Below are 14,918 nucleotides of genomic sequence, written 5' to 3'. Positions count from 1 at the left end.
GAAAGGTCAACCTCGCGTTTTCGTTTTAGCGCCTGCGCCGGCGTCTCCCGTCGTGTTCTTCGGCATCGCCGGCCTGTTCCACTCCGGCGCCACCTCGACCGAATTGGCTGCCGGATCGGGCGTCTTGGCGACCCATTGCTCCGCGGCGGCGCGCGCCAGGGTGAGGTCCGTGGGGGACAGGCGGGCGCCGACGCTGTCCCGCTTCTCGGCGGCGTCGGCGTCTCCGTTCTCGGCGAGAACGGCGAACCAGGTGTAGGATTGCACCAGGTCGGGATCCATGCCGAGGCCACGCGCGGCAAGGATGGCGAGGTTGAACTGGCTGTCGCGAATGCCGAGTTCGGCCGCCCTGCGGAACCATTTCACGGCGGTCGGGTAATCCGGTTTACCGCTGACGCCTTCTGCGTAGAGAACGGCCAGATTGTGCATGGCCTTCGCGTTGCCGGCCTCGGCGGCACGCTGATACCACTCACGCGCCTTGGCAAGATCGCGATCGACGCCAAAGCCCTTCTCGTAGTGATTGGCGATACGATACTGCGCCGGTGCAAAACCTGCTTCCGCCTGGATCTCGAACAGCCGCGCCGCGCTCTTCATGTCACGGGGGATCCCGCGCCCCTCGGCGAGCCGTGACGCCAGTTCATAAACGGCGGCGGCATTGCCTTTTTCTGCTGCCTGTCGCAGGGCGTCCGTGCCGATGCCCGCGGGAATGCCTGCTAACATGTCCTTAGGCAGAAGGGTGGTGATCTCGCGAGGCTTTGCCGTTTCGGGAGCCACGGTTTCGGGCGCGAATGGGCTTGGCGCGGGGAACAAGGGCGCCATGGGAACAGTGCCGACCTGGGTGGACCGACTGTCTTGAGCGGGCCTGGTGTCGGGAAGGGTCGACTCGGGCAGCGGCTTTATGGAGCCGGTGGTAACCGAGTTATCGGAGCTTGCAGCCGGGTTGGCTGATGGCGGGGCAAGAGGATTGACAAAGTCCTTCAATCCGAGCTGGCCTGGTTGAGCGGAGCTCGCGGCGGGGACATCCGCCATCTGCGAATTTGGCCCGAGCGCAACCGACTGTTGAGCTTTGGTCGCGGGCGGTGCGTTATGGGGCTTAGCCTGCGCGAGGCTCGGCGCATTCGGCGCGGGTTCGGACGGAACGGCGCTGTGTTCATTGGTCGCGATGGGCGCGGTGCCGTCTTTCGAAAGCCGCCCATACGAGACGATGAGTTGCGCCGCACCGAGAGCGATGACGAGAGCGGCAAGGCCGAAGACCAACTTGCGGCGGCGGGTCGAGCCTTGACGCAGGCGTTCGATCAGGGATTCACCACGTCCCCGCACGATGGCGGCAGCCCCGTCCGCCTCGGATTGGGGCGCGGTGGAGGCAGGGGCCGCCACGGGAGGTTGCTTCGGCGTGGCTTGCGCTGCGGCGGCTTGCGGCGCCGCTGCGGCCACTCCCATTTCGACCGTTGCCGTCTGGGCGGCGCGCCGTGCAGCGGCGATGAAGCTCGATTTGACATCCGGCGCCGGCATGGGGGCCGCGTCGGCGGCAGCGCGTGCGGATTCCGCGGTGGACGGCGGCGTGCCGGCCGAGGCCTCGCGATCGGCCGCAAGGATCTGTGACGCCTGCTTTTCGAACAGCGAGCGCGAGAGGTCCGGCTTTCGGCCAAAAGCGCGTTCCGATTCCATGAGAGCAAGCCGCTGCACCACCAGTTCCAGCGTCTGGTGCACGGCGCTGAGGGTGTCCTGCGTGCGTTCGCTTATAGCGCTGTGAACGGATTTGAGGTCAGCGATATCGGCTTTGAGGCCGCTCATGTCGTCAGAGCCGTCCCAAATCTTCGCGCTGAGGGCGTCCGATACGGCGCTGCGCGTGGCGAACTCGACGGATTCGACAGCTTCTTTCTGCAGGCCCTGCACCCGATCGACGAGGCCGACGATGATTACCTCGAGCTCGCCCAGCTTCTTCTCGAGGCTGGCGTCGGTCGGTTTGTTGCGCAGGGCATCATCGACGCGATGAGCGAGGTGCGCGATCTGTGTTTCAAGCGCATCGAGACTCTCCGTATCGAGCGCCTTGTCATGGTTCGCTTCGAGCCGGTCAGCGACAACCGTCAGCAACTGCTCGACACGTCCGAAATCGCCGGGGAGCTTCGGATGCTCGATGTGGGCGTCGATTCGATCGAGCCGCTCGATCACGCCGTCGAGCGCGGGGAAGCGGCCCGGCACGAGCAAAGCGTCGATTTTTTCCGTCAGGGCTTCGAGCCGCTCCGCAACGTCTACCGAAATCCCGCTCGGCGCCGACTGGCTTGCCGGCATGGCCGTCCTGTATGCGGGGCGGGCCTTGTCAGTTTGGTCCATATCGGCGTCTTCCGTGTCGGCCGGCATGTCGGCGATGTCCTGCTCGCCTTCTTCAGACAGTCTGGCCTGCCGACGGCGGATCTCGGCGATAGTTGCCGCGAATCGATCGATGTCTGCATCACCGCCGCCAGGGCGGGTGATGGGTTCATGAAACGGGGTCGTCCCACGAAGGCTCGCGGCCCTGTGGGGCGAGAGGGGCGGCTCATGCTGACCACCACCGGTGCTCGCCCCCTCGGTAAGATGCCTTTGGGTCTCGCGCCGGGGCGCAATCGCTGCGCTGGCATCAGGGCCAAGCCGAACGATGATGTCCGTCAATCGCTTCTCGAGAGTACGCAACATATCTTCCGCCGCCGTTGCACCGGACGGCGCTACCGCCGCGGTGAGGAACTCCAAACGTTGTTCAAGCTTCTCGACGGCCGACAGCGTCGGCTCCGCCGCGTGCTGCGTATCGAGACGGGTTTCAATCGCGTCGAGGCGCCTGGCGACGCTGTCCAGCAGGTTTTCCAGCGCGGCGACCGGGCCGGGCTGGGAGGTGTGCGCGCCGCGGGAGGCCGCCTCGGCGGCGCGCGCTTTCAGTGCCGCCGTCTCGAGGGAAAGCCTGTCGGCCGCGTGCGCGAAGACATCCTGCGATTCGCTGTCGAACGAAAAGCGGTGGAGCCCGCCGCCGCCCGGTTGGGTTGTTTCCGCGATCATGCTGTTCAGCCACGCGCCCAGCGTCATGCCGGCCTTGCGGGCTGCATCCTTCGCAGCCTCGCGGGCTTGGGGATCGATCCCTTTGACACTCCAGGGAACGTTCTGAGTCATGATCGCGATGGTCCTCGTGCGGTCACGTGCTGCCGAAGGCATCTCTCTGAGTTGGGACCACCGCAACTTCACAAAAGCGGCGGAATCGAGAGTCTGCCTCGCAATGCCACTCTTTTCAATTTACGGTTAACAACCAGTTAACGAATGAAGTGGATGTTTGCACCAAATGGTTGTATCGTCCGCAGGTCGCGTATTTTTCCTGATCAATCTGCGTAGGGCGGTGTCTTCCGCCTGCATCCGCTTCACGTAAAATGGCAGGGGATGCATCATTCGTGCGTGCGCATTTGGTAAATGTCGCAAGTCTTCCTAGCTAAGAGGTGGCGGGAAGTTCCGATGGGAGGAGACGATATCGTGCCGAGCTACAAGGCGCCCCTCGAGGATGTGTTGTTTCTGATCAACGACGTGTTCTCCCTTGATCACTACAGCCATCTCGATGCCTTCACCGACATCACTCCGGATCTCGCCTCGGCGGTGCTGACGGAAGCTGCCCGACTCGCCGAAGAAGGATTTGCCCCGCTTAATGCCGTGGGGGACCGACAGGGCTGTCGTCGCGATCCCGATGGTTCCGTGCGCACGCCCGAGGGTTTCGCGGAAGCTTACGGGGCTTTCGTGAAGGGGGGGTGGGTCGGCCTTGCCACGCCGCCTGACTATGGGGGGCAGGGGCTGCCTTATACCTTCGCGGCTATCGTCAACGAATTCGCATCCTCCGCCAACATGGCGCTCGCCATGTATCCCGGATTGACGCAGGGCGCGATCGCGGCGCTCCTGCAACACGGCACAGCGGAGCAGAAGGCCCTCTATCTTCCCCCGATGGTGGCGGGAACCTGGACCGGCACCATGAACCTCACCGAGCCGCAATGCGGCACGGATCTCGGTCTCATCCGCACGAGGGCGGAGCGGAAGGGCGATGGCACCTATGCCATTACCGGGACCAAGATCTTCATCTCGGCGGGCGAGCACGATCTCGCCAGCAATATCGTCCATCTCGTTCTTGCCAGGGTGGAAGGAGCGCCCGCCGGGACGAAGGGTCTCAGTCTCTTCATCGTGCCGAAGTTCATGGCGGCCAACGGCGGGGTCAAGGGCGCCCGCAACCGGGTGAGCTGTGGCTCGATCGAGGAGAAGATGGGCATCCACGGCAATGCCACCTGCGTGATGAACTACGACGGGGCGACGGGCTGGCTGCTGGGCGAGGAGAACCGTGGCCTCAACGCCATGTTCACGATGATGAACGAGGCCCGGCTGGGTGTGGGCATACAGGGGCTCGCGCTCTCCGAGGTCGCCTACCAGAATGCCGCGACCTATGCGCGTGACCGTCTTCAGGGGCGGGCGCTGACTGGTGCCGCGTTTCCCGCGCAGCCCGCCGACCCTATCATCGTCCACCCGGATGTGCGCCGAACGCTGTTGTCCATCAAGGCTTTCAACGCGGCCGCGCGAGCGCTGGTGGTGTGGACATCGCTCAACGCCGATGTCGCGCGCCAGGCGACCGACGACGGCGAGCGGCAGGCGGCCGAAGACCATCTCGGGCTGTTGACGCCCGTGATCAAGGGCGTTCTCACGGACGTCGGCTTCGACAATACCGTGAAGGCCCAGCAGATGTTCGGGGGTCATGGGTATATCGTCGAGACGGGGGTCGAGCAGTTCGTGCGCGATGCCCGCATCGCCATGCTCTATGAAGGCGCCAATGGCATTCAGGCCATCGACCTTGTCGGCCGTAAGCTGCCGCGCGACGCCGGTCGCGCGATGCTGGCCTTTTTCGCCGAGGTGTCCGGTTTTCTGAAGGATCATGCCGAGCACGACGGAGTGAAGCCGCATGTCGCGGGCATGAAGACTGCGCTCGACCACCTGCAGGAAGCGTCGATGTGGTTCATGCGCAACGCGCTCGGCAAGCCGGACAATGCAGGTGCCGGCTCGACCGATTACATGCATCTCTTCGGGCTCGTGGCCTTGGGCTACATGTCGCTGCGGATCGCCAAGGCCGCTGCGGACAAGCGCGCCGCCGCGACCGCCACGAACGACGAAGGTGCGGTCGCTCTGATCGAGACGCGCCTCGCGACGACGCGTTTCTTCATGGAGAGGATGCTGCCGGAAACCGCACTCAGGCTCAGTCGTGTCACGGCCGGCGCCGAAGGTGTCATGTCGCTGCCCGCCGAGATGTTCTGACCAGGCGGCAGAGCCAGAACGCAACGTGGTGGCCGCCGTTGGTGCCGGCCGCAAGGGAGATCCGAGATGCCCGATGCCTTCATCTATGACCACGTCCGCACACCGCGCGGGCGCGGCAAGCCGGACGGCTCGCTGCATACAGTCGAGTCGGTGGCCCTTGCGGCTGGCACCCTGTCCGCTCTGAAGGAACGCAACGGGCTCGATACGCGCCTCGTCGACGACGTCATCCTTGGATGCGTTGATCCTGTCGGGGAGGCGGGCGGTGACATTGCACGCGCGGCCGTGTTCCTCGCCGATTATGGCAGCCACGTACCCGGCATGCAGATCAACCGCTTCTGTGCGTCGGGGCTCGATGCCGTGAATATCGCAGCCGCCCAGGTATTCTCGGGCCAGCACGAGCTTGCCATCGGCGGCGGCGTTGAATCCATGAGCCGGGTCGGCATCGGCGCCTCCGGCGGCGCATGGCCTGTGGATCCGGCGGTCGCTGTGAAGTCCTATTTCATGCCGCAAGGCGTGTCTGCGGATCTCATCGCGACACGCTATGGCTTTTCCCGCGAGGCGGTGGACAGTTATGCGGTCGAAAGCCAGCGCCGCGCTGCCCTAGCCTGGCGCGAGGGGCGCTTCTCCCGGTCTATCGCCCCGGTGAAGGATGTAAATGGGCTCATCCTGCTCGATCGGGATGAGCATATGCGCCCTGACACAACCCTTGAGGGGCTGGCGGCACTCAAGCCCTCCTTCGCGCAGATGGGCGAACTCGGTGGCTTCGATGCCGTCGGCATTGCCGCCCACCCAGAGGTCGAGGCGATCGACCATGTGCACCACGCAGGCAATTCCTCCGGGGTTGTCGATGGCGCGGCCGCGGTGCTCATCGGTTCCGCTGCGGCCGGACGGGCCATGGGGCTGAAGCCTCGGGCGCGGATCCGGGCCTTCGCCAATATCGGATCTGACCCGGCGCTCATGCTGACCGGGCCGGTGGACGTGACGCGCAAGCTTCTCGACCGAACCGGACTGACGCTGTCGGATATCGATCTGTTCGAGGTCAACGAGGCCTTTGCGGCTGTAATACTCCGCTATCTCCAGGCCTTCGACCTCGATCCCGCGATCGTCAATGTGAATGGCGGCGCCATTGCCATGGGCCATCCGCTGGGCGCGACGGGGGCGATGATCCTCGGCACGGCGCTCGACGAACTGGAGCGGCGGCAGGCCGCGACAGCGCTCGTCACATTGTGCATCGGCGCCGGCATGGGCACCGCCACCATCATCGAGAGGATGTGACCGGCACGGCCGGATGGGAGATCGACCATGAATCTCGTCAACTTCCGTTTCGAGATCGACACTGACGGCATCGCGCTCGCCACGTGGGACATGCCCGACCGCTCGATGAATGTCATCACGACCGAGGTGATGGACGAACTGACGCTTATCGTTGACGGCGTTGCCGCTGACGAAGAGATCAAGGGCTGCGTCATCACCTCCGGCAAGGACAGCTTCTCGGGCGGGGCGGACTTGTCGATGCTGCAAGATCTCGGCCGCAGCTACGCGCTGCTCAAGGGTGAGCGCGGCGAGATCGAGGCAATGCGCGTGTTCTTCGAGCAGTCGCGGCGCCTGTCGCAGCTCTATCGCGCGCTGGAGACCTGCGGAAAGCCCTTTGCCATCGCGATTCACGGCATTTGCCTCGGCGGCGCCTTTGAACTCGCGCTGGCCTGCCACTATCGGGTGTTGTCAGACGCCGACGCGACGCGGGTCGGGCTTCCGGAAATCAAGGTCGGTCTGTTTCCCGGAGCCGGCGGCAGCCAGCGTCTGCCGCGGCTGATGCCGACCCCGGACGCCCTCCAACTGATGGCGCGCGGCGAACAGTTGCGGCCCGCCGCTGCGAAGAAGCTCGGCATCGCCGGCGCGGTCGTGGCGCGCGAGACGATCGTCGAGTCGGCTAAGGATTGGATCCGTCAGGGCGGCAAGGCGGTGGCGCCCTGGGACGAGCAAGGTTTCCGTCCGCCGTCTGGGAAGGTCTACTCGCCCGCCGGCATGCAGATCTGGCCCGCCGCCAACGCGATCTATCGCCGGGAAACCCAGGACAACTATCCGGCCGGGCGCGCACTGTTGCAGGCGGTTTATGAGGGGCTGCAGCTGCCGATGGACCAGGCGTTGACGGTGGAGAGCCGCTACTTCGCTTCCATCCTGCGCTCGCCCGTGGCGGCGGCGATGATCCGCACCCTGTTCCTGTCGAAGCAGGAGCTCGACAAGGGCGCACGGCGGCCAAAGGAGATCCCCCCTTCCCGACCAGCGACCGTGGGCATCGTCGGTGCCGGCTTCATGGGCGCGGCCATCACCTATGTTTCAGCGCTCGCCGGCATCAAGGTGGTGCTGGTGGACCGGGACCAGGAAACGGCGGAGAAGGGCAAGAGCCTGTCACACAAGCTCATGACCGATCAGATCATGAAGGGCCGCGCGAAGACATCGGATCGTGATCGGCTGCTTGAACTGATCACGGCGACGCCGGACTACACGGCCCTGTCGACCTGCGATCTCGTCATCGAGGCCGTGTTCGAGGACCCGAAGGTCAAGGCCGAGGTGCTTGGGCGCATCGATGCCGTGCTGAAGGACGATGCGATCCTCGCCACCAATACCTCCACGTTACCCGTGAGCGGACTGGCCCGCGCCATCACCCGCCCGGAACGCTTCGTCGGTATCCACTTCTTCTCGCCGGTCGAGAAGATGCTGCTCGTCGAGGTGATCCGGGGACAGGGGACGAGTGACCGCGCGCTCGCGGTGGCGCTCGATTTCGTGCGGGCCTTGAAGAAGACGCCGATCGTCGTCAACGACGCCCGGGGCTTCTACGCCAATCGCTGCGTTCTCGCTTATGTGCGCGAGGGGCATATCATGCTGGGGGAAGGCGTGCCGCCGGCGATGATCGAGAACGTGGCGAAGCAGGCCGGCATGCCGGTTGGTCCCCTCGCCCTCAACGACGAGGTCGCGCTTGATCTGGCGCTCCGCATCGTCCGCGCCACGAAGGCAGAGGCCGGAAACGATGCGGTTGATCCCGCGCAGGAGGCCCTGCTCGTTGCGCTCGTCGAGGGCGAAGGCCGGCTCGGTCGCAAGAACCGCAAGGGGTTCTATGACTATCCGGAGGGCAAGCCGAAGCACCTTTGGCCAGGATTGCGCGCCTTTCAACCGGTCCAGCAGAACCCGGACGCGATCGACATTGCGGTGTTGAAGCAGCGCTTCCTCGTCGTGCAGGCTTTGGAGGCCGCGCGTGCCATGGAGGAAAAGGTGCTGACGGATCCGCGCGAGGGTGACGTCGGCGCCATCCTCGGCTTTGGTTTCGCCCCGTTTACGGGGGGACCGCTCTCCTACATCGACGGCATGGGCGCGGCGACTTTTGTGGGCTTGAGCGAACGGCTAGCCGCAGCACATGGTCCGCGTTTCGCCCCTTGTGATCTTCTCGTGGAGATGGCCCGGACCGGTACTGCCTTCTATGCCAGGGATGAGCGAAGCGCGGCGGCGTAGCGTCTTCCGGTCGAAAGCCGGACGCCGGTTTTTGGCGAAGCGAGCCGGGCTACACGAAACCCCTCGTCATTCCCGGGCGAGCCGCAAGGCCCGAGCCCGGGGGCCATCAACACGACAGAAAAGGAATAACATGACGGCCCGACTCGCCGTCTTGTCCGGCGCCGTGTTCATGGATTCCGGGCTCCCCGCTGGCCGCGAGGCCCCGGAACGACGGTGTCGAGAGGGCGATGTCGCGCAGCAGACGTGCTATTCCGCGGCGATGTTGGGGGCCGATTGCCAATGCACGAACAGGGCACGGAGCGCTGCCGGCTTGAGAGGCTTTTCCAGGACATGAATGTCAGCGGCTCGGGCGCGTTCACGCACTTCCGGGGAGCGGTCGGCAGTCACGAGCACGGCGGGCAGGGCGCGGCCGAGTTTCTGGCGTAGCGACAGGATCGCAGCGATACCCTCGCCATCATCAAGATGATAATCGGCGACGAGGACGTCCGGGATGAAGCCGCCATCGACCTGGACCTCGGCTTCGGAAAGGCCGCCGGCGGTCGCGATGCGGCAGCCCCAGCTCGAGAACAGGACCCGCATGCCGTCGGCCACCACCGGCTCGTTGTCGATGGCAAGTACCGAGAGATTTTCCAATGTGCCGAAGCTTGGCGCCGCAACGTCCCGCGCGGGCACGCTCGTGGGCACGTTGTCAGCAATGGGAAGCTCCACGCTGAACATGGAGCCGTGACCGGGCAATGATCTGAGCGTTACCGTATGGCCCAGCACCCGCGCGATGCGCTCGACGATCGACAAGCCAAGACCGAGGCCACGCGCCATATGCGCGGCGTCGAGACGCTGGAATTCCCGGAAGATGATCCGATGCTGGCTGGTGGGGATACCCGGACCGGTATCCCATACTTCCACGTTCAGGGTGCCGCGGCCGGTACGCCGACAGCCCACCAGCACGCGCCCTGCCGGCGTATATTTCACCGCGTTTGAAACAAAATTCTGCAGCAGGCGCCGCAGGAGACGCCGGTCGGAGCGAACGGAGAGCGAGGAGCGCACGCAAGTCAGCGCGATGCCTTTTTCCTCTGCCATCAGCTCGAACTCCCGCTGCAAGGGAACGAGCAGATCATCGATGCGGAAGTTCGAGAGTTCAGCCTTGAGGGCGCCCGCATCGAGCCGGGCGATGTCGAGGAGGGCTGTCAGGATTTCCTCAACGGTATCGAGCGAGGCCTGCACATTCTCGGCCAGCGTCGGGTCACCCTCGCGGCGGTCGCGCTCGGCGAGCGCGGTCGCGTAGAGGCGGGCCGCATTCAGCGGCTGCAGAATGTCGTGACTGGCGGCCGCCAGAAAGCGCGTTTTAGAGGCGTTCGCATCCTCGGCTTCACCCTTGGCGCGTGACAATTCCTGATTCAGCCGCTCGAGTTCTTCCGTGCGCTCCTTGACGCGGCGTTCGAGCGTTTCGTTGGCGCGTGCCAGCTCCTCCTCTGTCGCGACCGTGTCCGTGATATCGGCGTAGGTGGTCACGATGCCGCCATCGGGCAGACGGTTCGAGCGGATTTCGATCACATTGCCGGAGGGAAACAGCTTGAGGCGCACCGGCGCGCGGTCGTCCATCAGGCTTTCAATGCGTGCGGCGAGAAGCTGCTCCGGATGGCCATCGCCATAGGCGCCGCGGGCAATATTCGACCGAACGATCTCGTCGAGCCCGACACCGACGCGCATGAGGTACGGCGGCAGGTTATAGATGTCGCAGAACGCCCGGTTCCACCCCATCAGGCGGAGGTCCTTGTCGAAGATCGTGATGCCTTGGCTGGCGTGGTCAAGTCCGTGTTGCAGCAGATCGCGATTGTACTGGATCGCCGCGGAGGCATCGTCGAGGAGCTTGAGCGCGGCGGTTGCGGATACATTGCGGCGCAGTAGCAGCGACAGCACGAGCCGCGAGGACGCCGCGCCGATGGCCGATGCAAGCAGATGCTCCGTCTGGCGCAGGAGATGGAGATCCGCCTCACTATCGTCGGCAAGCGGCGCGCCGCGCGCAGTGGTGAAGCTGGCGAAGGCGCGCTCCGCCCGCTCTGCGCCGAGATAGCGCGCGACGGTGGAGCGCAGCTCCGCGACGCTGACGGCGGAGCGGCGCAGACGCAGGTTCTGCGTCAGGGCCGGGGTGGCGAGATAATTTTTGCTGGTGAAGACCTGGGCCTGTAGCGTCTCCATCACATTGGCAGGCCGCATGAAGGAAAATCCGATATAGGCAGTGATATTGATCGCGAGGCTCCATAGAACCCCATGGGTGAGCTGTGGCAGGTCGGTTCCGAAAAGGGCGGTCGGCCTCAGGGCGGTAATTCCGAAGGGCCCTTCGGCGATGAGCACTGCCGCGAGGCCGCCCGTTGGCGCGAGGCTTGGGAGAAGCAGCGTATAAAGCCAGACGCTGAAGCCTGCGACGAGGCCTGCTCCGGCCCCCCGCGCAGTGCCCCGTCGCCAGAACAGACCACCGAAGAATGCCGGCGCGATCTGCGCGACGGCCGCGAAGGAGAGGAAGCCGATCGCAGCGAGCTGCGCCTCGCCGGCCATACGGAAATAGGCATAGCCAAGGAAGATGATGGTCACGATGGCGATGCGGCGTGTCACGAGCACGAATGTCCCGAGGTCGCCCATCGTCCCGGCCGCGTCCCGCATGGCGCTTTGCAGCAGGGAGCCGCGATCCGCACCGCGGCGCCGCAGCCAGCCTCGCCGCCGCAAGACGAAAGGCATGACGAGATCGTTGGAGATCATGATGGCAAGCGCCACGGAATCGACAATGACCATGGCTGTGGCCGCCGACAGGCCGCCGATGAAGGCGATGAGTGCGATGCCGCCCGCATTCACGGAGAGCGGCAAGGCCAGGACGGTCATATCGTGATCGATGGTGCCGGGCTGGAACAGGAGCTGGCCGGCAACCGCAAGCGGCACCACGAACAGGTTGATGAGGATGAGATAGAGCGGAAACAGCCAGGATGCGGTGCGCACATCCCGGAGATTGCGATTTTCCACGATCATCATGTGGAACTGCCGCGGCAGGAGCAGAGCCGCGGCACTGGACAGAATGATCATGGCGAGGAAGGGCAGGGGCGGCGATGTGCCCTCCGTGACGCTGTGGGCGTGCTGCGTGGAGGCTATGCGATCGAAGATGTCCGATACTCCGTCGAACATCCAATACGACACGAACAGCCCAACCGTCAGGAATGCGAATAGCTTCACCGCCGATTCGACGGCGATTGCCAGCACGAGGCCATTTTGCGGCTTGGTGGCGTCGATGTGCCGAGTGCCGAAGGCAACCGAGAAGGTTGCAAGTACACAGGCGACGATAAAGGCGAGGTCGCCGAAGATCATCGTCGAGGTCGACAGGCCGGTGACACGGCTCGCATCCAGAAAGGCTGTCAGTGAATTCGAGACGGCCTTCAACTGCAAGGCGATATAGGGCACCGTCCCGACCACGGCGATCAATGTGACAAACGCGGCGATGCGGTCGTCCTTGCCATAGCGGGCCGCCACGAAATCGGCGATCGTCGTGATGTTCTGTGCCTTCGCCAGTCGCACGATATGCATGACGAGACGGCTGCCGAGGCCGATGACGAGGATCGGCCCGATATAGATCGTGAGAAAGTCGAGGCCCGAACGTTCCGCCAGCCCGACACCGCCGAAGAAGGTCCAGGACGTGCAGTAGACCGCGAGCGCCAGCGCATAGATCAGGGCGCCTGAGCGACCGACCATGAGGCCCTTGCCGAACAAGGTGCCGGCGCGCGCCACCGCGAAGAGGCCGCTGAGATAGACCAGTGCGGAGAGGACAACAGCCCAATCGGCAATCATGATGCACCTTGCCGGGGAACTGCTGGGTCTACAACGACGTCATGGGCTCGCCTGCCCGTCCGACCGTCGTTCTGATCTCCGCTTGCGATGCAAACGGTTTGAATCTCAATCTGCATTGGATGCCCGCAGTCCTCCCCCAGACGTCAAGGCACTCATCCCTCGGACATTGAAAAGAGGGAGCTAGAGGTCAACACGCTCGAAATGAGAGCGTATAACCCCAGCCCGCATGGCCCTTTTCTTTGGGAAGAGTAGCGCCGGCCGTGAAAAACGGCAAATATCGGGCGATTCGCGCGCTAAAGGGGCACCAAGCACTCGCTAAGGGCGCTCGGATCGCGGCATCTGCCGCCGTCGAGGAGGGGAGCAAAGCATCATTGCTCGCAATCCCATGTTGGAGCGTGTCTGGTTGAAACAACCCGCTGGTCTCGAGATTTTCCGCACGCAGCGTTCACCGGAACAGGCTTTAAGTCGACCAAAATAGGAAGGGTCTCGTTATGTCCATGGTCAAGGAGTTTCGGGAGTTCGCCCTCAAGGGCAATGTCATCGACCTCGCCATCGGTGTCATCATCGGCGCCGCGTTCAGCCGCATCGTCGAATCCGTCGTCAATGATCTCTTCAACCCCATCCTGGGTGCCATTACCGGTGGCGGCATCGATTTCGCGAATTACTTCATCCCGTTGAGCAGCAATGTCACGGCAACCTCCCTTGCCGCGGCGCGCGAGCAGGGCGCGGTTCTGGCGTGGGGTAATTTCGTGACCGTCGCGATCAACTTCCTGATCGTGGCGTGGATTCTCTTCCTCGTCGTCAAGGGCATCAACAGGCTGCGCCGGCAAGAAAAGGTCGAGGAAAAGGTGCCGGAGGCCCCGGCCGATGTGAAGCTGCTGACCGAGATCCGCGATCTTCTCGCCGCGCAACGTCGATGACGCTGAGGCTCGCCACCTGATCTTCCTTCCGTGCGACGTCAGTTGCGGCGCAGGGTCTCCAGCAACTCCTGTGAAGGATAGGAATCGGCGGGCAGGCCGAAACGACGCTGGGCATCGCGAACAGCCGTGCGCGTCGCGGTGCCCAATTTGCCGTCAATGGGCCCGGGGTCCCATCCCTTCGCCGCTAGGAGCCTCTGCAGGTCGGATGTGTCCTGCGCGTTCAGCGGCGTGACACGCCCGCGCCCCCTGTTGACGGGTGGTGCGCCCGCAAGACGATTAGCCAGGTAAGCTGCTGTCGTCGAATAAACCAGCGACTGGTTCCATTTCAGAAAGACCTGAAAATTGTCGTAGGCGAGAAAGGCGGGGCCAAGACGCCCCATCGGGAGATGAAGCGAAGCCTCCCGTTCTTCGGCCGGCAGGGCGCTGCCGTTGGGCAAGGTTACGCCCCATTCGGCCCACACCGATACGGGGTGCCTGATAGTGAGATCCGCCTGCTTCCAGTCCAGGTTTTCGGGCACACGCACCTCGCGCAGCCAGGGTTCTCCGCGGCGCCAGCCAAGCGACGCGAGGAAATTGGCGGCCGAAGCCAGCGCATCGGCGCGGCTGCGCAGTAGATCGCGTCGGCCATCCCCATCCTCGTCCACGGCGTATTTCAGGTAGTAGGACGGCATGAACTGGAACTGGCCGAGCTCTCCCGCCCACGCGCCGCGCATGTCGCTGACCTGGAGATCGCCACGGTCAATGATCTTCAGCGCGTCTATCAGTTCAGCGCGGAACATCGCGGGCCGTCGACAATCATAGGCGAGCGTGGCCAGGGAGCGCAGGGTGGACATGTTGCCCATCACCGCGCCAAAATCCGTCTCAAGGCCCCAAAAGGCCACGATGACCGGACCAGGCACCCCATAAGTACGCGCGATATGATCGAATGTCGCCGACTCGCTTTTCAGGAAGCGACCTCCACGTGAGAGCCGGTCAGCCGAGACCATGCGATCCGAGAACTGCAGAAAGCTTTGCTGGAAGACGCCCTGCGCCCGATCGCGGGCCACGATTTGCGGATCGTAGGTCAGGCCGCTCAGGGCCGCGAGCCCGCGCGGTGTCACGCCTGCAGCGGCAGCCTCCGACTTGACGTCCGCGAGCCACGCTTCGAAAGCCTGGCGGGTGGAGCAGGAAGCGGCCAGAGCCGAAGACAAGGTTGCGCCCGTCAAAAGCAGCACGGCTGCAATCGTTCGAAACATGGTCTTCATGCATCACCTCGGTGCCCAATGCTTCCCGCGGCGTGGCAAAGGGTTCGCCGAGAGTGAGGAGCGGCTGCTCCAGGGTCAAGCCGAGGCTCGGATCACGGTGAACGGTAGTTGAGCGGGATGCTTC

At 64.3% G+C, this 14,918-nt stretch carries 7 protein-coding genes; 4 read left to right on the top strand and 3 right to left on the bottom strand.

The genetic code is table 11. The features are described from left to right. Positions 1-6: 6 nt before the first annotated feature. The gene (locus KIO76_RS05570) at positions 7-3,135 is read right to left on the bottom strand and encodes a tetratricopeptide repeat protein (RefSeq protein WP_213321849.1); all 3,129 of its coding nucleotides are present in this window, start codon (positions 3,133-3,135) and stop codon (positions 7-9) included. 351 nt (positions 3,136-3,486) lie between these two features. Between KIO76_RS05570 and KIO76_RS05565 the strand changes: the two genes are divergently transcribed. From KIO76_RS05565 to KIO76_RS05555, 3 genes are all read left to right on the top strand, one after another. Further along, positions 3,487-5,295, top strand: coding sequence for an acyl-CoA dehydrogenase C-terminal domain-containing protein (locus KIO76_RS05565; protein WP_213325047.1), 1,809 nt, complete (start codon positions 3,487-3,489; stop codon positions 5,293-5,295). 66 nt (positions 5,296-5,361) lie between these two features. Next, a complete protein-coding gene (locus KIO76_RS05560; RefSeq protein WP_213321848.1) occupies positions 5,362-6,570 on the top strand; it encodes an acetyl-CoA C-acetyltransferase in 1,209 nt (402 codons plus the stop codon). A gap of 27 nt (positions 6,571-6,597) precedes the next feature. Then, positions 6,598-8,802 (top strand): 3-hydroxyacyl-CoA dehydrogenase NAD-binding domain-containing protein, encoded by a 2,205-nt coding sequence (locus KIO76_RS05555; protein WP_213321847.1) that lies wholly within the window; start codon positions 6,598-6,600, stop codon positions 8,800-8,802. Positions 8,803-9,048: 246 nt separating this feature from the next. Here the strand turns inward: KIO76_RS05555 and KIO76_RS05550 are convergent, their stop codons facing one another. Continuing rightward, complete coding sequence (locus KIO76_RS05550; RefSeq protein WP_213321846.1) at positions 9,049-12,630, bottom strand: PAS domain-containing hybrid sensor histidine kinase/response regulator; 3,582 nt, start codon at positions 12,628-12,630, stop codon at positions 9,049-9,051. Positions 12,631-13,127: 497 nt separating this feature from the next. Between KIO76_RS05550 and mscL the strand changes: the two genes are divergently transcribed. Further along, entirely contained in the window at positions 13,128-13,550 is a 423-nt protein-coding gene (mscL, locus tag KIO76_RS05545) for a large conductance mechanosensitive channel protein MscL (RefSeq protein ID WP_213325046.1), read from the top strand. Positions 13,551-13,588: 38 nt separating this feature from the next. Here the strand turns inward: mscL and KIO76_RS05540 are convergent, their stop codons facing one another. Then, positions 13,589-14,794, bottom strand: a complete 1,206-nt coding sequence (locus KIO76_RS05540) for a lytic murein transglycosylase (RefSeq protein WP_249729500.1) — start codon at positions 14,792-14,794, stop codon at positions 13,589-13,591. Positions 14,795-14,918 lie beyond the last annotated feature (124 nt).

Source organism: Chelatococcus sp. YT9, from assembly GCF_018398315.1.
In the GTDB taxonomy this organism is placed as follows: Bacteria; Pseudomonadota; Alphaproteobacteria; order Rhizobiales; family Beijerinckiaceae; genus Chelatococcus.
This window is presented reverse-complemented; position numbering and strand designations above follow the sequence as displayed.

Excerpts from the sequence above, each read along its gene's own strand:
- KIO76_RS05570 (WP_213321849.1), bottom strand. The coding sequence starts at position 3,135 with ATGACTCAGAACGTTCCCTGGAGTGTCAAAGGGATCGATCCCCAAGCC.
- KIO76_RS05560 (WP_213321848.1), top strand. The coding sequence starts at position 5,362 with ATGCCCGATGCCTTCATCTATGACCACGTCCGCACACCGCGCGGGCGC.
- KIO76_RS05555 (WP_213321847.1), top strand. The coding sequence starts at position 6,598 with ATGAATCTCGTCAACTTCCGTTTCGAGATCGACACTGACGGCATCGCG.
- KIO76_RS05550 (WP_213321846.1), bottom strand. The coding sequence starts at position 12,630 with ATGATTGCCGATTGGGCTGTTGTCCTCTCCGCACTGGTCTATCTCAGC.
- mscL (WP_213325046.1), top strand. The coding sequence starts at position 13,128 with ATGGTCAAGGAGTTTCGGGAGTTCGCCCTCAAGGGCAATGTCATCGAC.
- KIO76_RS05540 (WP_249729500.1), bottom strand. The coding sequence starts at position 14,794 with ATGAAGACCATGTTTCGAACGATTGCAGCCGTGCTGCTTTTGACGGGC.